Source organism: Treponema sp. UBA753 (assembly GCF_002297325.1).
Taxonomy (GTDB): domain Bacteria; phylum Spirochaetota; class Spirochaetia; order Treponematales; family Treponemataceae; genus Treponema_D.
On the sequence record NZ_DBKJ01000068.1, the window covers coordinates 1 to 19,170 of the forward strand.

The window sequence follows — 19,170 nt, forward strand, 5'->3', positions numbered from 1 at the left end:
CATTAAATCATAAAACTCGAAGTTTGGGCTAATAAGAATATTGTGATTAACAGATTAAAGGATAAACTTTCTTCTTTAGATAATATCACTGAAGATTCAGAATTGTGGGAATATGGTGCATCTTGTTATGGAAATCCTTCGTCGATTTTGGGTTGTTGTGAAGAAGATGATTATGGAGACGAGTCATGGGCTTGAGTATGTGAGAAAAATTGTTAGATTTTTCCAATCCTTATGGCAATTTTAAATAATGTTTGTATTACAATTTGAAACTTCAAGTCTTTATTCCCCTAATTGCAGTTTTGCCATTGTTGTAATATAATCTATGCACACTATTTAATAGAGGAAACCATGCCTAAGATTGAAGTCAACGAAAAACTTTTTTTTAATTTGCTTGGAACTAAATACGACTGGGATACTTTTGAAAAGAAGCTTACATTTGCAAAAGCCGAACTTGACGAAAAGCCCGATGAATCTGCTCCAGAAAATGAGCGTGTTATAAAAATTGAACTGAACGACACAAACCGTCCTGACTTGTGGTCTGCCGGCGGAGTTGCAAGATGCCTTCGCGAGCACGAAGGAAAAGGCCATTCAGACTACAGCAAATTCATGTCGGATGAAGGGAAGCTAAAAGACACAGGAAATCGTCTTGCTGTTGTTGATCCGGCTTTAAAGCATATCAGGCCGTTTATGGTTTCTTTTGTTATAAGCGGAAAACCTATAGACAATGCGATGCTTATTGACATTATGCAGACTCAGGAAAAGCTTGCCTGGAACTTTGGGCGCAAAAGAAAAACAATTTCAATGGGCGTTTACCGCGCAGCAAATTTAAAGTGGCCGGTTCATTTTGTTGCAGCTGATCCAGACAAGGTAAGTTTTGTTCCGCTTCAGGGTGAAGAAAAACAGACTTGCCGTGAAATCCTTCAAAATCATCCAAAGGGAAAAGAATACGGCTGGATTTTAAAGGATTTTGAAAAATATCCGGTTTTGCAGGACGATTCTGGCGAAATTATGAGCATGAGCCCTATAATCAACAGCGCGACTTTGGGACAGATTGAAGTTGGCGACAAGGATTTGATGGTTGAGCTTACCGGCGTTGACATGAAAGACTTGATGCTTGCTGCGAATATTGTTGCCTGTGATTTTGCAGACGCAGGTTATGAAATTCTTCCTGTAAAAGTTCACCACGAATATGACACTGGATTTGGAAACGATGTTGTCATTCCTTATTATTTCCAGCAGACAGCAAAAGCCCGACTTTCTGCAATAAACAAAAAGCTTGGCAGTTCTCTTTCCGAGGACGAAGTGAAAGATGCTCTTGTGCGCATGGGAAGCAAAGTTGATGTTTTGAATGAAAACGGCGAAACTGTTTTTGTTGTGCATCCAGCTCCTTACCGCAACGACTTTTTGCACGAAGTTGATGTTATTGAAGATGTTATGATTGGAAAAGGCCTTGATTTCTTTAAGCCTGAAAAACCAAACGACTTTACAATCGGACGTCTTTTGCCAATTACCGTTTACAGCCGCAAAGTAAAAAATATTATGGCTGGAATCGGCTATCAGGAAATGATTTTCAATTACCTTGGTTCAAAGAAAACCTACATTGACAACATGGGAATCGATGGAAAAAATGTAATTGAAATTGCAAATCCAATGAGCGAAAACTATCAGTTTATCCGTCCGTCAATTATTGCATCTCTTTTTGAAGCCGAAGCCCAAAGCGGAAACGCAGTTTATCCTCACAAGATTTTTGAAGTCGGAAAAATTGCATTCATCGATGAAAGTGAAAATACCGGCACAAAGACAATTCAGAGCCTTGGATTTCTTACAGCTTCCAACAATGCAAACTTTAACGAAGCTGCAAGCGAAGTGAGCACAATTCTTTACTATCTTGACCATAAATATGAAGTTCAGGAAACAAATGATCCTCGCTTTATTCCGGGGCGTCAGGCTGGAATTATGGTGAACGGAAAGCAGGCTGGAATTTTTGGAGAAATTCATCCGCAGATTCTTGAAAATTGGCAGGTTGGAGTTCCTTGTGTGGCAGGAGAAATTGATCTTGAATATCTTATGGCGACAGAGCCTAAGGAGCACACTCAAAACATTCAGCCAAAAGAAGAGCACAAGCCTGAATCTTCTGCGCCAAAAATTGACCCGGTTGAATATTTTAACAAGCACATTGAGCTTAAAGTTGCAAAGATTTTGAGCGTGGAAACAAATCCGCAGGGCGACAAGCTTTACATTGAGCATCTTGACGACGGAAGCGGAACAGAGCGCATTATTCAGTCTGGCTTGCGTCCTTATTTAAAGGAAGAGGAGCTTTTGGGAAAACATGTTATTATTGCCGCTAACCTTGCTCCAAGAAAAATGAAGGGCGTTGAAAGCCGCGGAATGCTTCTTGCCTCTGACTATGTGGAAGACGGCGTTGAAAAAGTTGAGCTTTTGACAGCTCCTTGGGCAGCTCCTGGAACTCAAGTTGTTCTTGAAGGCTTTGAACCTTTTGAAAAGCCTTCAAAAATCGGCATAGACAAGTTCTGCAAAGTTGAATACAAGATTGTAAACAAAATGGCGCAAGCCGCCGGAAAAAATCTTGTTGCTGCAGGCAAGCCGATTGTAATGGAAAAAACAGTCAACGCGGATATTGAATAGTTTAAAACAAGCTGAATTATTGTATTAAGTATAAAAAAAGCAAAAGACCGTCCGAAAGGGCGGTCTTTTTTTTTGTATAAAAGAAAAAATGTCATTTAAAACAAACGCAGTAACCTAAAAAAACACGCCGAGTTTTCTAAAATTCTCGGCGTGAAATTTAAAAAGTACGGCGTGTTTTTAATAAATTCTCGCCGAGAATTTGCATTTATTTTTACCTAATCTGACCGTTTCCATCGATTAGGAATTTTGTCGTGGTCAAGGCTTCAGCTCCCATAGGACCTCTGGCATGAAGTTTTTGTGTGCTGATTCCAAGTTCCGCTCCAAATCCAAAAATTCCGCCATCTGTAAATCTTGTGCTTGCATTTACGTAGATGCAGGCTGCGTCAATTTGCTGCTGGAACATAAGGGCGTGGCTTCTGTCATTTGTGGCAATGCATTCGCTGTGCTTGGTGTTGTGTGTGTTTATAAATTCAATTGCCTGCTCTGTGGATTCAACTTGTCGGACGGCAACAATAAAGTCAAGAAATTCAAATCCAAAGTCGGAATCAACTGCTTCCTTTAAATTTTTGTAGCCTGCATTTTGCAAAACAGAATGGCATTCCTTATCTGCTCGGATTTGAACTTTTTCATCAAATTCCTTTGCAAGAAGCGGAAGAAATTCTTTTAGAACTTTTCTATTTACAAGGATTGTTTCAATTGCGTTACAAGCTCCCGGACGCTGCATTTTGGAATTCTGCGCAATTTTAGCTGCGTTTTCAAGATTCGCGCTTTTATCAACATAAAGGTGGCAGACTCCGGCTCCAGTTTGAATTACCGGAACTTTCGCATTTTCAACAACAAGATTTATGAGTTTTGCAGAGCCGCGTGGAAGAACTACATCGATTTTGCCGACTGCATTGAGAATTTCGTTTACTTCGGAATAACTGCCGGATTCACACAAATACAAAGCAGACTCAACGCCGTTTTTTCCGGCATTTTTTAAGCCTTCTTTGATTGCCTTTACAATGGCTTTGTTTGAATTAAGCGCAGAAGAAGAACCGCGTAAAAGGATAGAATTTCCGCTTTTGTAGGCAAGCGCAAACGCATCCGCTGTAACGTTCGGACGGCTTTCGTAAATAATTGCAGCGACTCCAAGCGGAACTCTTACTTGGCGGATTTCCATTCCGTTCGGAGCTTTCCAGCCGTCAACAATTTTGCCAACTGGATCTTTTTGCTGAATTACAGTTTTGATTCCGTCTAAAATATCATTGAATTTTTTTTCGTTTAGAGCCAGACGTTCAACAAGGGATTCTAGAGTTCCTTTTGCGCGCGCGTCTTCCACATCGGTTTGGTTTGCGCTTAGGATTTCCTGCTTGTTTTTTAAAATTGCCTCAGAAACACATTTTAACGCATTGTTTTTCTGAAGCTCTGTATAAAGCGCAAGTTGTGCCGCTCCTTTTTTTAATTCAGCGCAAATTGAATCAAGCTCCATGAAATTCCTCTAATAGTTTGCCAAAAAATAAATTCCAAGCAAAATGGCAATTCTTGTGCGTTCACTTGACCACTGCGCATCCCGCGGAAGGCTTTTTACATACCACCAGAAAATTCCAAATTCCGGATCGATTCTAAGCGCGTATTCTGGAAAATCTTTTGCTTTTGCCTGATTTCCGAACATAAGGTAAACAACATTGTCTAAAATAGAAAAAAACTGCGGATAAGCCTGAACATAATCTTTTGAATTTAACTGAACGCGGAATTCTTCAAGCTGATAAAGAATCTGCGCCTTAAGCTCTTCGTCGGATTTTTCAACCCAAGTTTTCTGAATTAAAAGCACAAGATTATTGTTAAAGCTGGAAACAAGTTTTGATTCCGTATCTGAATTTTTATCAGCGATTTTTTTGAATGTCTGCCCTGCGCCAAAAATATCTGCAAGCTGTACAGAAGAAGAAAGGGCTGCGTCATCCGAACTGGATTCAATAAGATTTTTCAACGCCTTGAGCGAATTACCATCCACAAATTTTTCTATAAGATTTTCTGACATAGGAACATTATAAATTTTTGCTTTCGTTGTTGCAATGGGTATTTTATATTGAAGAATTTATTGTATTAGCGTAAATATTCAAATAAAAATAAAGGGAAAGAATTTAAAATAGCGATTTTTTCTCTAATTAAATATTTGCTTAGCTGTTTGTTAAATATATTAAGTTGATTGATTTTGTCTTTTATAGCAGGAATTTCATTAATACTATGGCATATATAATTGGCTTTTTTTATATTTAAGTCTTTTACATGATTCCAATTTGATCTGACTTTATTGATTTCTTCTTCATCAATTACCTTGTTTGAGTTTTTAGGTAATTTGATTTCTTTTTCTCTATTTAAATCAAAAGTAATAAATCTTAAGTTTTGATAATACGAATTTTTAGCTGCTTCTTCCTTGAATTTTTTGCCAACAAACATATCTGTTTCATAATTGATATAATTTTCATCTGGCAATTTTTTCTTAAAATATCGGATAGATTCAACCATTGGATAGTCTATATAAAGCTTTCCTTTTTCGGTTTCATTATTAAAATATTCAAGAAGTTCTTTTATTTGATTGTTTTGTTCATCTACAGAAAGTTTGTTAAAATTGTCTTTTTGTTTTAAATCATAGTCGAAAAAGAGATATATTTCAGAAATTGAATCACTGCTTTTTACTTTATTAAGTTCATCATGTTTGTTTTTTGATGATTTTAGTTGTTCTTGTAAAACACTGACTATATCTGCAGAACCTCCGAAAATATCCAATTCTTTCATTTTCTTATAAAGTGAATAAATGTTGCTGCAATAAGAAACAATAATATCGTCTTCTATTGAGTTTGAGAGAAACAAATATTTCATTGTTTTATATAAAGCAGGCTCTCTTATTTCGCCTTCAAAGATAAAAAGAATCATTTGCCAAATGTGCCGCCACGATAGAGTTTTTCAAGATTATGACCAAGACGCAGCTCTTTCATTGTTGCATTATGAGCATTTACAATTTTATTTTTTGAACAAATATAAAAACAATCTGGTCTAAGCAAATCATTTGTGAATAAAGATGTATTGTGCGTTGTAAGAAGAACTTGGCAATTGCAAGCTCGTAGTTTTTCAACAACAATTCTTGCTAATTCAAAATGATAGAAAGCATCAAATTCATCTATAAAAATAAAAGATGGACATTTTTCTGGAACAGAGACATCTTCAAGCCAATAATATACTAAAAGCAAAGAACTCATTCCTGATGAACATGCCAAGCCAAAATCCAGTTTATTTTTATCATTGTATTTTATTAGTAATTGTTCTGTGCCATTAAAAATTCTATGGTCAAGTTCATCTTCAAAGCCAGCTTCTTTAAAGAAAGCCTGCAAGTCTTTAAAATGTCCACGTTTTACAATTTCACTGAAAATAGCTTGACCGGGATTTGGTGTATAACCTATAAACTCACGGGTTTCCAAAGACCAAAATAAGAGCATTTTATTAACAAAAGAAAATAGTTGATTAAATGCTGTATTTTCATCATTTTCTTTTAAAATGACATTCGATTTTATAAATCTTAATGCAGAGAAATTAAGTTGTGTTAAATCGATTTTTACATTTTCTGCACCTTCAAGACTTAGAAAAAGTTTATGCTTGTCTTTTAATCGGTCGTATTCAATTACTGTTTTACCATTGATTGTTAATCTTTCGGAAAGAATAGTTCTAACATCAGATTTTGAATATGAATAAATAATTTCTGATTTTCCAAAAACAAAATTATATTCAAAAAGGCTTAATTGATTATTAGTCTTGCGGTTAAGATAATTTATATAGTTTCTTGGATTTACAAAATTATCTGTAAGATTGGCTACAATATCAAAAATTGCAAGACCAAGAGAAGATTTTCCACTGGCATTTTTACCGTACATTACAGCTGTTTTTACAATGCCATTCTTTATAGTTTCTGTATTGAATGAGTAATTTCCTATAGCAGAAAAATCTATTGTTACAGGTTTTTCAAAAGCTTTAAAGTTACTTAGTGTTAGTGACTTGAGCATATTTATACTCCAATTTGAATATAACATATTATCGGAATAAATTTCTAAAAAAACAACCCCCGCCGTAATTTTTTTACGGCAAATATATGGTAAAAAAAATATATTACAGTTTTTTGTCTAAATGTTTGTCTCGATGCATAACTAGAAAAAAGTCTATGCGCAAATCCAAATTTAAACGATAAAAATATCTATGCCAAAACTATTATCTTCTTAGTCATATTTTGTAAAAAAGGAAGAACGGCATGATGAAAATGACAAAAGTTGTAATACCTGTTTTTTTATTTGGATTTTTAGGATTGTTTATATTTTCCTGTTCTAATGGTTCAGGCGGTGGTTCTGGAGATGATTCGTATTATGCGCCTGCAACGCCATCTTCAAATACTGGAAATTCATCAAACAATGGTGATAATACTGAAGAATTGCCTACAAACTACATAGACTCTCCGTATATTTTAAAAGCTGGGACAGATGGAAGCGCGGGAACGGAAGCAACTTATGTGCTTTTTGGAGAATGGCCGCAAACTGTAAAAACGCAGGATGTTGAAATTACAGAAGCAATTGACCAAGATAAACATCTTTATTTAGGTAGTGACGGCTGTAAATATTTTAAGATGCAGGCAAATCCAAATGCCTATAATGATGGGCTCTTCTCTGATGGTTCTAGTATAGTAGATGGGACTGAATATTACTTTAAAGTTGAACCAATAAAATGGATTGTTGTTACAAATGACTACAATGGAACGGGAAATGCTCTCCTATATTCTGAAAAAATTTTGATTTCAGGAATTCATTATGATATGACTATTTATTGGCTGCGGGATAATAGCGAAAATAATTTTGTATTTAAACGTTCGTCTTCTAAAGATAAAAATATTTATCCGTCAAACTATGAATATAGTTTTGTAAGGGCTGTGTTAAATGGCTTAAGCTATATAAGCCATTATGGAAATACACTGATTGATTCTTATAAAATTGACTCTTATGAAATAAAGTTCAAGGACAATGGATTTTTGCAGAATGCATTTTCTTCTGAAGGTCAAAATTTAATTGCAACAACTTATGTTTATAATGGTTCAGAGTCAATGAGATATTATTCAGGTACCAAAGTAGCGGACGGAGAAGAATCAGAAACAATCGATTTAAGGTGTAATGATACAAATGATAAAATTTTCTTGTTAAGTAAAAATGATTTAATTAAGTTTAAAGAAAAAACAAAATATAGCGATGATCGCTCTTCATCAGACCTTGCAAAAGCAAGCAATTTATATTCTCAAAAAAGCTATTTTACACGGACACCTGTCAAAGAAAAAGTTGATTATTATGAGAGATTTATCAATTCTGAAAACAGGGAAAATCGTTATTTTAATGTATATCTAAGTTCACTAGAAGAAGTTACTTCAGGAAGTACAAACTTTTCAGGCATTTGTCCTGCTCTTACAATCAAACTTGATTAATTAAGTTTCAAATATTTTACATAATTCCCCACTGCGATAACTGAACTTTTCACCCATTTCGTAGTGGGGTTCATTTAAAAAGTATTATTTCAAAATTTTTCCATATCCACTAAAATAAAAAAGATTGCTAAAAAATTCTTGCGGGTTTTGCTATGTTTGCTTTCTTGATGAAAAAGAATTGTTGGGTTTTATCAGTCTTGTTTTTTGTTTGCGGCGAATTTTTCTTTGCACAGGAAAATTCAGTGCAGGTTTATTATTGGCAAAGTTCAGACAGCGAGTTTTCTTCTGACTTTGCATTTCCTTCCGAATGTAAAAAAAGCGGATTTCGTTTTTCGCCGGGATTTGTAAAAGGTACTCTTTGGTGCGCCGTTCAGCGAAAAAATCCACAGAAATTTCCTGCGCAAATTCTTGACCTTGGTCCTGAAATTGTTGATTCCGTAGAACTTTATGTTTTTGAAAATGGCAGCTGGAAAAAAAGCAGCGTTGCAGGAAGAACGGTTTTCAATTCGCAAAAACCAATAAAATCCTGGAGAGTTTTCCTTGAAATTCCAGAAGGACATTTTTTTGATGAATGCTACATTTTAAAGATTAAGAATTCGGATTCAACTTCTTGCATATTCCGTTTTTTTACAATGGAGCGTTTTTTTGAGCAGACAGAGCATTTTTCATTTGTGCATATAATATTTTTTTGCGTTATGCTTGTTACGGCGGCAGCTCTTTTTGTTTTGTTTGCAAGTCTAAAGGAAAAACTTTTTTTGTATCTGGGCATTATGACTTTTGCGTTTTTTCTTTATCAACTTGCAATGAAAGGATTTGGCTGCACATACATTTGGAACGCTTTTTGCCAGAAACTGTTTTTTGTAAGATTCGGCTACATTGTGTGCGCCATTGGACTTTGTTTTTCGCAGATTTTGTTTTTGGAAAATCTTTCACTTGAAAAAAATTGGTTGTGTAAAAGAATTCTCGGCTTGATTTTATTTGTCTGCTTAGTTTCTGTTTTTCTGTACGGATTTTGCGATGATGTAAAAGTTCCATATATTGCGACAATTTGCTTTTTGATTTTGGGCTGCGCATTTTGCAGCGCGCTTCTTGTGCATTCATTTTTTAAAATAAAAAATATTCCGTCGCTTTTGATTTTTTCTTGGGTTCCGCTTTTTGTTTATATAATTTTCAGGCAGTCATTGCATCTTTTGCGTCTTAAATTCAATGTGAACTTTCTTTCTGTTTTTGACAATGACTATTATTTTGGCTACGACATTTGCTTTGTTTCTCATATTCTTATTTACGGCGTAAGCATTTTTGTAAAAGTCAGGCAAAGGCAAAATGAATTTAACATGCTTAGGGAATCTTCGTATTTCTTAAAGTCTTCAGCGCATGAACTTTTAGCTCCGGTTACGATTATTCAAAACTCTGTTGAAGAAATGGAAAACATTGTAAATGAATTTTTTAGGCAAAATAATTTCCGTGGGGGGGGGCTTTAAAGAATTTTTTTGCCTGTGTAAAAAGCACGGATTGGAACATACAAAGAATAAAAAACATTGCGCTCATGGTAAACTCTCTTGAACGGCAGGAACAAAATATTCAGGAAGCTGCAAAAATAAAGTCCGCGGTTTTTGTTATGAATTTGTTTAGGCAATGTCTTGACAACTTTATTTCCTATGCGCGGATAAAAGGAATTGAAATTTCGTGGACTTATTCATGCGGCGAAGAACTTTGCGTTTTGATTTTTCCTTTGTTTTTGGAAACTGTTTTTATAAATCTGATTGACAATGCGATAAAATATTCCGTGGAAAAAAATAAAATTGACGTGAGCATTGAATGGGACACTTTGAGCAAAACACTGGTTTATAGAGTTTCAAATTTTTCTGAAAATATTTTGGAGCAGAACATTGAGCAGCTTTTTGCGTTTGGCTTCCGAGGAAAAAATATTTCAGAAAATATTGCTGGAATGGGAATCGGGCTTAATCTTGTGCGGCGGATTTGCAAATTGTATAACGGAAACTGCAATGCGGTTTGTGTTCCTGTTTTTAAGGATGGAAAAAATTTGCACAAAGTTGTTTTTGAAGCCCGCTTGCCTCTTGAAATTGTTTCCGGCAGCACTGATGAAAATTACGTTCAAAAGACGGAGCAGCTTTTCTATGAAAATGAACCTGAACTGAATATTTCCGCGCTTCAAAATTATGATTTTTTGCAAATAATGCAGGGCGTAAAAATTCTTTGTGCCGAAGACAATCTTTCGCTTTTGGAAAATATTCAAAATATGTTCAAGCCTTACTGCACGGTTTTTGCTGCTTGCAATGGAAAGGATGCTCTTGAAAAAATAAAGAAAGAAATTCCAGATTTAATAATTTCGGATATGGTTATGCCGGTTATGGACGGAAAGGCTTTTTTTGAAATTTGCCGCAAGGACGAAAATCTAAAGACAATTCCATTTTTGTTTTTAACGGGCGTGCAGGATTCCAAGCTTCGTCGTGTTTCAATTAAGGAAGGCGCGGTGGATTATATTTTTAAGCCTTTTTCACAAATGGAACTGCTTTTAAAAGTCTATTCGGTTTTGTCTTTAAAAATAAATGTTAAAAAAGATTTTGCAAGGACAATAACTGATTTTATAAACAAGACAGCAGAATCTTCTTATGGCGGCAAATTGAATTCAGACTTGACATTCGTGCCTGCCGTTGATTCAAGAGAAAACAGAATTTGTGCTTATAAAAAATTCGGCTTGTCGTCAAGGGAAATTGAAATCGCTGAGCTTTTGCTAAAGAATCAGACTAACAAGCAAATTGCAAAGGAACTTTTTATTGCTACCAGCACTGTTGCAACTCATATTCAGCATATATATGAAAAATTCGGTGTAAAAAATAGAACCGAATGGATTCAGGCAGTTATGAGCTTGTAGCTGAATTTATTTTAAATGGAGTATGCGCTGATTTCTTGAGCCGCGGAATTGCAGTGAAATATCCTTGAGTTCTTCTATAAAAGGTCCATCCACAAGAACATCAATGCAGCTTAAAAATTGCTCTGTAAAGTCGCAGTGCTTTTTTCCGCAGGAAGGAAGAATGTCCTTGTCGTAAACGTAGCCTGTGTAGCACCAGATTGTTTTTTTTGGAAACATTTTTTTTACTTTTGATAAAAACGGCGCAAGAACTTTCTGGTTTTCAGGCTCGAACGGCTCTCCTCCAAGAACTGTAAGTCCTGAAATAAATTCCTTTGAAAGAGCTTCGGTTATTTCGTTTTCTGTTTCTTCTGTAAAAAGTTTTCCGTACTGAAAATCCCAAGTGCATTTGTTAAAGCAGCCCGGACAATGAACTCTGCATCCTGAAACAAAGAGGGAAACTCTAACGCCCTCTCCGTTTGAGATGTCGAATTTTTTAATTTCTCCGTAGTACATTTACAAATGAAGCACACGCTCTTTTATTTCCTGTGTGCGTCCCTGATTCCAGTATTGTGTTCCAATGTAGCCGCAGGTTCTTCTTGCAACGTTCATTGTGGCCTGGTCGTGGTTTTTGCAGTTTGGACATTCCCAGATTAATTTTCCATCGCCGTCTGTTGCAATTTGAATTTCGCCTGTGTAGCCGCATTTTTGGCAGAAGTCGCTTTTTGTGTTCAGCTCTGCGTACATTATGTTGTTGTAAATGTGCTTTAAGAGAGCCATTACAGCTGGAATGTTGTTTTCCATATTCGGAACTTCAACGTAGCTTACAGCTCCTCCCGGTGAAAGTCTTTGGAATTCAGATTCAAATGAAAGCTTTGTAAATGCGTCGATTTTTTCTGTTACATTTACGTGGTAGCTGTTTGTGATGTAGTTTTTGTCTGTAACGCCTTCAATTATTCCGAATCTTCTTTTAAGGCACTTTGCAAATTTGTAAGTTGTGCTTTCAAGCGGAGTTCCATAGACGGAATAGTCGATATGCTCGGCTTCCTTCCACTTTTTGCAGGCTTCATTCAAGGCTTTCATTACATTGAGCGCAAAAGGTTTTGCATCCGGATCTGTGTGGGATTTTCCGGTCATATAGCGCACGCATTCGCAAAGTCCGGCATATCCAAGGGAAATTGTTGAATATCCGTTGTACAAAAGCTTGTCGATAACTTCACCTTTCTTTAATCTTGCCAATGCTCCGTTTTGCCATAGAATTGGCGCGGCATCAGATTTTGTTCCAAGAAGGCGTTCGTGGCGGATTCTAAGCGCTCTGTGGCAAAGTTCAAGGCGTTCCTGAAGAAGCTGATGGAATTTCATCATGTCGCCACCAGAAGAGCAGGCCACATCAACAAGGTTCAGCGTTACAACTCCTTGATTGAACCTTCCGTAGTATTTTGGCTTTCCAGTCAAGTCCAAGTAAGGCGTTAAAAATGAGCGGCAGCCCATGCAAGGATAGCAGTTTCCGTTTCCTTTTGCATCGATTTTTAGCTCCAGCATTTTCTTTTCGCTGATGTAGTCTGGAACCATTCTGCGCGCGGTGCATTTTGCGGCAAGCTCGGAAAGATAATAGTATGGAGAGCCTTGTTCCACGTTATCATTTTCAAGGACATAAATAAGCTTTGGGAACGCTGGAGTAATCCAGGCGCCTTTTTCGTTTTTTACTCCCTGATAACGCTGCTTGAGAACTTCTTCTATAATCAGCGCAAGGTCGGCTTTTTCCTGCTCGTTTTTTGCTTCGTTCAAGTACATGAAAACCGTTACAAAAGGAGCCTGGCCGTTTGTTGTCATAAGAGTTATGACCTGATACTGGATTGTCTGAACTCCGCGCTTGATTTCGTCTTTTACGCGCTGTTCAACCATATAATCAAACTGCTCTGAAGAAACCTGAAGTCCTGTGGCTTTGATAAGTTCTGTTGTTTCTGCCATGATTTTTTTGCGGCTTACGTCTACGAAAGGAGCAAGGTGAGTGAGCGTAATGCTTTGTCCGCCGTACTGGCAGCTGGCGACTTGCGCTATAATCTGTGTGGCTATATTGCAGGCTGTTGAAAAAGAATGCGGACGGTCAATTTTTGTTCCGCTGATTACAGTTCCGTTTTGAAGCATATCTTCAAGGTTTACAAGGTCGCAGTTGTGCATGTGCTGGGCAAAATAATCTGCATCATGAAAATGTATGATTCCCTCGTCATGGGCTTTGCAAATATCCGGATCCAAAAGAAAACGGCGTGTAATGTCTTTGCTGACTTCTCCTGCCATATAATCGCGCTGCACGGAAACTACGGTCGGATTTTTATTTGAATTTTCCTGCTTGACTTCTTCGTTATTTTCTTCAAGAAGGCTCATTATTTGCTGGTCGGTTGTATTTTCCTTGCGCAAAAGCTGATGGCGGTAGCGGTAGGTTATATAAAGCTTGGCAACTTCATAAGCGCCATTCTGCATGATTCCGTTTTCAACAAGATCTTGAATGTCTTCAACATTAAGAGCGTGTCCTGAATTATGGCATTCGATTTCAATATCATCAACAATGGATTCAATTTGGCTTTCTTTAAGGCGCTGTGATTCTCTTACCTGCTCATTTGCCTTTCTTATTGCCGTTGAAATTTTATTGCGGTCATAAACAGCTTCCGCACCACTTCTTTTGATGATTTTCATGCTTTTCCCTCTTTTTTTTTTAACACCGTTGTCTATATATGGTGTTAAAAGTGCCTTTAGTATACTAGCAGTAGTGTTTTCAGTCAATAAAACGAACTTTTGGCGTAAATCAAAGAATTCTATAAATAGGCGGTTTATGCGTGATTCTTGGGGGCAGATTTTTTTTGTTTTTTTTAACTGCGGAATTAAGGGAAAATCTTTAAAAGTAAGGGTACAAAAACGAATATAATTCTAAAAATTCCACATAATTAGTTGAATTGTCATACTTTTGTAGTATTAAGGCGTTTTTAGAGTCTATTCTATAAGAAAACAGCGCACTTTATGGTTTTCTGAAATCTGCTTTAAAGGCGGAATTTCAGAGCGGCATTTTTCCTGTGCTTTTGGGCATCTGTGGGCAAACGGACAGCCAGAAAGACTTTCAAGCAATGTTTTCATTTCGCCTGTTTTTTCAACTTGAAATTTTCCGCCTGCTCCGGCAAAAAGTGTCTGCGTGTATGGATGCAAGGCTTCCTTGTAAAGATTTTTCGCTTCTGCTTCTTCTACAATCATTCCGCGGTACATTACGCCGATTGTGTCGCAAAAATAGCAGGAAACTTTTAAATCGTGGGCAATAAACAAAAATGAAAGTCCGCGTTTTTTCCTTAAATCCTGCAAAAGATTCAGAATTTGTGCCTGAACAGAAACATCCAGCGCGCTTACAACTTCATCGCAAATCAAAAGTTCCGGCTCAAGAATAAGTCCGCGTGCAATTGAAATGCGCTGCCTTTGTCCGCCTGAAAATTCCTGCGGCCGTCTGTCCAAATCCGCTTTGTCTAGCCCGATTTCTTCAAGCAAGGCGGCGGCTTTTTCACGTGCCTGTTCTTTTCCCTGCCAATGCGATGAGTATTTTAAAGGCGATGATAAAATGCTTGCAATTGTCATTCGCGGATTCAGCGAGCGTGAAGGGTCTTGAAAAATGTATTTTACTTTTTCCCTATATGCGGAAAGAGCTTTTTTGTCCAGATTTGCGACTTCAATAGGTTCTGTTTTTTCCTGCGGATTGAAATAAATTTTCCCAGAATCAGCATCGTACATTTTTACTAAAAGCCGGGCTGTTGTTGTTTTTCCGCAGCCGCTTTCGCCTACAAGTCCGTAAGTTTTTCCGCGCTCAATTTCAAATGAAACTCCGTTTACCGCATAGACTTGCTTGTTTTTTTTTGCAAAGAATCCAGCGTCAAGTCCAAAGTGTTTTTGCAGGTTTTCAGCGCACAATATTATATCTTTTTTCATATAAAACTAATCCTTTTTATATCATTTTATAGCATTTGAAGTTTTCTTTTTCGCATTCATCTTTTCTAAAGCCGCATCTTGGAGCAAACGGACAGCCGCTTTCAGGAGATGCAGGATCTGTAACTCTTCCTGGAATAGAAGAAAGCACTTGCTCCGTGTAGTGGCTTCCGAATTTCGGCGTGGAAGCTAAAAGTGCCTTTGTATAAGGATGCCGCGGATTTTTTATTATTTGGGCAGAAGTTCCTTTTTCCATGATTAGTCCGCCGTACATTACAATTATGTTGTCGCAAAGCGAAGCTACAAGGTCAATGTTGTGGCTTATAAAAATTATTGAAAGTCCGCGCTTGTTTCTTAAGTCTGCCAAAAGCTCCACGATTTGCGCCTGAATTGTAACATCGAGCGCAGTTGTAGGCTCGTCCGCAATGAGAAGGTCGCAGCCTTGTGCCAATGAAAGCGCAATGCTGATTCTTTGAAGCTGTCCTCCTGAAAACTGGTGCGGAAAATTCTTTAGGCGCTTTTCTGCGTCTGGAAGTCCCACTTCATTTAAAAGTTCTATAGCGCGTTTTTTGCATTCTTCTTTTGAAAGCTCAGGTTCTGAATTCCTAAAAGTTTCCGCAAAAACATTTTCTATGCTTTGGAGCGGATCAAATGAGCGTCCAGGCTCTTGAAAGATGCAGCCGATTTTTCTTCCGCGCAATTCCCTAAACTGATCTTGCGAAAGAGATGTAAGTTCAATGCCTTTAAAGAAAATTCTGCCTTCAACAAAGGCGTTCCCCGGCAAAAGTCCAGAAACCGCCGTTGTGGAAACAGATTTTCCTGAGCCGCTTTCTCCGACAATTCCAAGAATTTCTCCGCGCTTCATTGAAAAAGTTACTCCGCGCACAGCCTGAATCTGAATATTTTTGTTTCCAGCTGAAACGTCAAAAGTTACAAAAAGATTTTGCACAGTTAAAAAAGAACGCTGAAGTTCCGCCATTGAAAATTCGCATTGAGCAGAATGTGTCTTGATTTTCTTTTCAAGCTGTCTTTTTTTCCAAGTTGGAAAAACTGAATGGAACGGATCATAAAAATCACGCAGACTGTCGCCCAAAAAGTTAAATGCGAGCGTTACGGCAAGCAAGAGCCACACAGGAGTTAAGAGCCACGGAAAATTTTTGAGATTGTTTAAAGTTGAAATATCGCGGTTTATAAGCGAGCCCCAGCTTACAGCAGGATCATTTATTCCAAGTCCAAGATACGAAAGTGTTGTTTCGCTCATAATAAATCCTGGAATCGAAAGCGTTGTGCTTACAATAAGAAGGCTTGCAATCTGCGGAATTATATAGTTAAAGATTACTACTAGAGATGGTGTTCCTTCAAGGACTGCGTTCTGAACAAATTCTTCACGCTTTATTGAATGAATCATTCCACGCAAAGTCCGCGCGCTTCCCGGCCATCCTACAAGAGAAAGGATTATCGTAATTACCATGTAGGAAGTTCCAGAGTCCATGTTTGTGTTTAAAAGCGAACGCAAAAAAAGGATTAAGTAAAGGCTAGGAATGAGCATAAAAAATTCGCTGAATCGCATTATAAACCAGTCTGTTGAGCCTCCGTAAAATCCTGCGAGTCCGCCAAAAACTATTGCAAGAACTAATGAAACTGCGCTGGCAATAAATCCAATCGTAAGTGAAATTCTGCTTCCGTATACGATTCTTGAAAAAAGGTCTCGTCCTAAATTGTCTGCTCCGATTAAGAATACCGGGTATTGGCTTCCATTTGAATCAGGCTTTGTTCCAAAAAGATGAAGGTCGCATGGAATTATTCCAAGAACTTTGTATTTATGTCCATGAACAAAAAATTTCAGGTCGTGCCGCAAATCCTTTACTTTTGCATAATGCCAAGTTGTGCTTTCCAAAACCCGGAATTCACGGACTTTTAGACCTTTGGAAGTCAGCTCAATATTTGCAGGATGAAAAGTATCTTTCGAAAAAGATGCAGTCGCTGAATAAGGAGCAAAAAATTCAGCAAAAATCATGACAATGTAAATCGCGGCAATCACGATTAAAGAGGCAAGCGCAACTGGTCGTCCTGTAATATATTTAAAAAGCTGCTTCATTTTGTTTTATTTTCCAATGGCAAATTTGCTTAGCGGAATTTCTTTTGAGCAAGACAAAGGCAAAGTTACTGATTTTAACTGCGGAAATGAAATGCCGCTTTCAAGCGCGAATGTCGGATTTGTTCCAGATTTATTTATAATCTGAGTGATAAATTTTCCAGCTGTAATTGTGTTGACTGTGGCTGTGAGCGGAATTGTTCCGTCTGCGGAATTTATTTCGTTTTGGGCAACGTCAAGAACTGTAAGTTCTTTTCCGCCTGAGCTTATTTTGCATGAATTCAAAATGTACTTCCAGTCTGCGCCTCCTTCATTTTTTACATTCAAGTTGAAGTTAATTTTTACGTCCATGTTCACTTTGTCGAGCAAGTTTTCTGCGATCGGTTTTCCAGAAGCCAGTGAAGTCGCCGCACTTGCCGCTTTTACCGCCGAGATTCCGCTTTTTGTGAAAGATGAAATAATTTCTTTTGCAGTCGGAAGAACAACTTTTGGACTTGAAAATGAAAAGCTTGGCTTGAATACAGGAACGTCAAAGTCTTTTGAAAAAGGCAATGTTATTGAAGAAATAAGCGGAATATTGTCGATTGTCGCATTTCCCGCTATCTTGAATGGAAGCGTTTTTTCAGACTTGAAAGTTTTTGCAAAGTTCAAAATTGAATCATAAGGAATTTTAAAGTTGAATGAGTTTTCTTTTGTGGATTTTGCTGAAAGTGAAATTCCTTCGTCTGCGGTCAAAGTTGTAAAAGCTTCGCCGTTGCAAGTTATATCCGCCGCAAGTTTTGCAAGTGAAAGTGAAACCGGATAAGGATTTTTGATTGCGTAGTCGCACTTTAATGTTATTCCTTCTAAATCGAGCGAAACAAATGAAATTGAATTGAATGAAACCGACGGCTTTGGAATTTCCGTTGGAATCTTGTTCGTAGAGCAGGAAATCTGAACAAAGGCAAGCAATGCGCTTGCGGCAATGGTAAACAAAAGTTTTTTCATAAAGCACTCCAAAAAATTATTTATATCTGATTCTAGGATCTACAATTGCAAGTGTGATGTCTGAAATAATCATTCCAGCAAGAACTAACGCGGAAACAAACATGCTGTTCGCCAGAACAAGATTTACATCCTGCTGGGTTACAGCTTCATACATCAGCCGGCCTATTCCCGGATATGAAAAGATTATTTCCAAAATCAAGCTTCCGCTAAAAAGGCTTGCAAGAAGATTTGCGCTGCCTGTTATATACGGATTAAGCGTGTTTTTAAAAGCATGGTTCAAATAAATTCTGCGCTCGCAAATTCCTCGTGAACGAAGAGCCATGATGTAAGGAAGTCCCATTTGATCCAGCATTGTTGAGCGGATCATTCTCATAGTTCCTCCGACTCCGCCAAGAAAAGAAGCTAGCAGCGGAAGAAAAATATGATGAACATAGCTGAATGAAAATTTCAGCGGATTTTCAGAGAATGGAAAATTCGGATAGCCTGTTACTGGAAAAAATCCTGTTATAGATGCAAAAAGCTGCAAAAGAATCAAAAGCAAAATTCCCGGGAACGCATGAAAAAACAACGCGAAAAAAGTTGCAGCCACATCGGTTCTAGTTCCGGCTTTGCTAGAAAAATAAACTCCGAGCAAAAAAGAAAATGACGTAATAAAAACAAGCGAAATCAAATTCAAAACTATTGAATTTTTAAGACGCGATAAAATCAAAAAACTTACCGGCGTTCTGGAAATCAAGCTTATTCCAAGATCGTGGTTTATAAAAACTCTTTTTAGCCAGTCCATATATTGCGCGTAAAACGGCTTGTCTAGTCCAAGTTCTTTTCTAAGCTGCTGGCCTTGATCTGTTGTAAAGCTGTTGTCTTTTGAAATTTGCGACGGTGAAACCGAAGTTGAATTCATGGAAGATGCAATTTGCTGCGTCATCATCTGGTCAACTATGTCTCCGGGAGCAAGTTCCATAAGCGCGAACATTGCAAGCCCCAAAAGAAAAAGAAGAGCTGCCATCGTTGCGATTCTGCCAGTTATAAAAGATGCGAGTGGACTTTGCTTTTTAAAGTAGTTCCAAGGAAAAGAAATTGTTTCCCAAAGTTTTTTTAAAAATGCTGCCATATTTTTTC

General features: G+C 37.5%; 14 protein-coding genes. 4 read left to right on the top strand and 10 right to left on the bottom strand.

From position 1 onward, the window contains the following. Nucleotides 1–348: 348 nt before the first annotated feature. Nucleotides 349–2,646: a phenylalanine--tRNA ligase subunit beta gene (pheT, locus tag B4C08_RS05880; protein WP_296663932.1), complete on the top strand. Its 2,298-nt coding sequence runs from the start codon at nt 349–351 to the stop codon at nt 2,644–2,646. Nucleotides 2,647–2,857: 211 nt separating this feature from the next. Here pheT and B4C08_RS05885 read toward each other — a convergent pair whose 3' ends face one another. The 4 genes from B4C08_RS05885 to B4C08_RS05900 form a co-directional block, all read right to left on the bottom strand. Beyond that, nucleotides 2,858–4,117, bottom strand: coding sequence for a glutamate-5-semialdehyde dehydrogenase (locus B4C08_RS05885; protein WP_296663933.1), 1,260 nt, complete (start codon nt 4,115–4,117; stop codon nt 2,858–2,860). Between the two features lie 9 nt (nt 4,118–4,126). Continuing rightward, complete coding sequence (locus B4C08_RS05890; RefSeq protein ID WP_296663935.1) at nt 4,127–4,666, bottom strand: hypothetical protein; 540 nt, start codon at nt 4,664–4,666, stop codon at nt 4,127–4,129. 65 nt (nt 4,667–4,731) lie between these two features. Further along, nucleotides 4,732–5,562, bottom strand: a complete 831-nt coding sequence (locus tag B4C08_RS05895; protein WP_296663937.1) for a hypothetical protein — start codon at nt 5,560–5,562, stop codon at nt 4,732–4,734. Further along, nucleotides 5,559–6,683 (bottom strand): AAA family ATPase, encoded by a 1,125-nt coding sequence (locus tag B4C08_RS05900; protein WP_296663938.1) that lies wholly within the window; start codon nt 6,681–6,683, stop codon nt 5,559–5,561. Before B4C08_RS05900 ends, B4C08_RS05895 begins: the two co-directional genes overlap by 4 nt. Before the next feature lie 242 nt (nt 6,684–6,925). Here B4C08_RS05900 and B4C08_RS05905 point away from each other — a divergent pair, with 242 nt between their 5' ends. The 3 genes from B4C08_RS05905 (at nt 6,926) to B4C08_RS05915 (ending at nt 11,033) form a co-directional block, all read left to right on the top strand. Beyond that, nucleotides 6,926–8,137 carry a DUF6273 domain-containing protein gene (locus B4C08_RS05905; protein ID WP_296663939.1) on the top strand — a complete coding sequence of 404 codons (1,212 nt, stop codon included), beginning with the start codon at nt 6,926–6,928 and terminating at the stop codon, nt 8,135–8,137. 242 nt (nt 8,138–8,379) lie between these two features. Next, nucleotides 8,380–9,618, top strand: coding sequence for a 7TM diverse intracellular signaling domain-containing protein (locus tag B4C08_RS05910; RefSeq protein WP_296663940.1), 1,239 nt, complete (start codon nt 8,380–8,382; stop codon nt 9,616–9,618). A gap of 65 nt (nt 9,619–9,683) precedes the next feature. Next, nucleotides 9,684–11,033 carry a response regulator gene (locus tag B4C08_RS05915; RefSeq protein ID WP_296663941.1) on the top strand — a complete coding sequence of 450 codons (1,350 nt, stop codon included), beginning with the start codon at nt 9,684–9,686 and terminating at the stop codon, nt 11,031–11,033. Between the two features lie 6 nt (nt 11,034–11,039). Here B4C08_RS05915 and nrdG read toward each other — a convergent pair whose 3' ends face one another. The 6 genes from nrdG to B4C08_RS05945 all read right to left on the bottom strand — a co-directional run bounded on the left by nrdG (nt 11,040) and on the right by B4C08_RS05945 (nt 19,162). Continuing rightward, entirely contained in the window at nt 11,040–11,525 is a 486-nt protein-coding gene (nrdG, locus tag B4C08_RS05920; RefSeq protein WP_296663943.1) for an anaerobic ribonucleoside-triphosphate reductase activating protein, read from the bottom strand. Beyond that, on the bottom strand, nt 11,526–13,703 hold the full coding sequence (gene nrdD, locus B4C08_RS05925) for an anaerobic ribonucleoside-triphosphate reductase (protein ID WP_296090359.1): 2,178 nt from the start codon (nt 13,701–13,703) through the stop codon (nt 11,526–11,528). A gap of 294 nt (nt 13,704–13,997) precedes the next feature. Continuing rightward, the gene (locus tag B4C08_RS05930) at nt 13,998–14,972 is read right to left on the bottom strand and encodes an oligopeptide/dipeptide ABC transporter ATP-binding protein (protein ID WP_296663945.1); all 975 of its coding nucleotides are present in this window, start codon (nt 14,970–14,972) and stop codon (nt 13,998–14,000) included. Between the two features lie 16 nt (nt 14,973–14,988). After that, nucleotides 14,989–17,067, bottom strand: a complete 2,079-nt coding sequence (locus B4C08_RS05935; protein WP_296663947.1) for a dipeptide/oligopeptide/nickel ABC transporter permease/ATP-binding protein — start codon at nt 17,065–17,067, stop codon at nt 14,989–14,991. Nucleotides 17,068–17,073: 6 nt separating this feature from the next. Beyond that, nucleotides 17,074–18,051, bottom strand: a complete 978-nt coding sequence (locus B4C08_RS05940; protein WP_296663950.1) for an LEA type 2 family protein — start codon at nt 18,049–18,051, stop codon at nt 17,074–17,076. A gap of 16 nt (nt 18,052–18,067) precedes the next feature. Next, entirely contained in the window at nt 18,068–19,162 is a 1,095-nt protein-coding gene (locus B4C08_RS05945; protein ID WP_296090350.1) for an ABC transporter permease, read from the bottom strand. Between the last annotated feature and the right edge of the window lie 8 nt (nt 19,163–19,170).

What these genes read in the sequence shown, in the direction of transcription:
- B4C08_RS05940 (WP_296663950.1), bottom strand. Translation starts at nt 18,051, where the DNA reads ATGAAAAAACTTTTGTTTACCATTGCCGCAAGCGCATTGCTTGCCTTT.
- B4C08_RS05900 (WP_296663938.1), bottom strand. Translation starts at nt 6,683, where the DNA reads ATGCTCAAGTCACTAACACTAAGTAACTTTAAAGCTTTTGAAAAACCT.
- B4C08_RS05885 (WP_296663933.1), bottom strand. Translation starts at nt 4,117, where the DNA reads ATGGAGCTTGATTCAATTTGCGCTGAATTAAAAAAAGGAGCGGCACAA.
- B4C08_RS05915 (WP_296663941.1), top strand. Translation starts at nt 9,684, where the DNA reads ATGGTAAACTCTCTTGAACGGCAGGAACAAAATATTCAGGAAGCTGCA.
- B4C08_RS05935 (WP_296663947.1), bottom strand. Translation starts at nt 17,067, where the DNA reads ATGAAGCAGCTTTTTAAATATATTACAGGACGACCAGTTGCGCTTGCC.
- B4C08_RS05895 (WP_296663937.1), bottom strand. Translation starts at nt 5,562, where the DNA reads ATGATTCTTTTTATCTTTGAAGGCGAAATAAGAGAGCCTGCTTTATAT.
- B4C08_RS05930 (WP_296663945.1), bottom strand. Translation starts at nt 14,972, where the DNA reads ATGAAAAAAGATATAATATTGTGCGCTGAAAACCTGCAAAAACACTTT.
- pheT (WP_296663932.1), top strand. Translation starts at nt 349, where the DNA reads ATGCCTAAGATTGAAGTCAACGAAAAACTTTTTTTTAATTTGCTTGGA.
- B4C08_RS05905 (WP_296663939.1), top strand. Translation starts at nt 6,926, where the DNA reads ATGATGAAAATGACAAAAGTTGTAATACCTGTTTTTTTATTTGGATTT.
- B4C08_RS05945 (WP_296090350.1), bottom strand. Translation starts at nt 19,162, where the DNA reads ATGGCAGCATTTTTAAAAAAACTTTGGGAAACAATTTCTTTTCCTTGG.
- nrdD (WP_296090359.1), bottom strand. Translation starts at nt 13,703, where the DNA reads ATGAAAATCATCAAAAGAAGTGGTGCGGAAGCTGTTTATGACCGCAAT.
- nrdG (WP_296663943.1), bottom strand. Translation starts at nt 11,525, where the DNA reads ATGTACTACGGAGAAATTAAAAAATTCGACATCTCAAACGGAGAGGGC.
- B4C08_RS05890 (WP_296663935.1), bottom strand. Translation starts at nt 4,666, where the DNA reads ATGTCAGAAAATCTTATAGAAAAATTTGTGGATGGTAATTCGCTCAAG.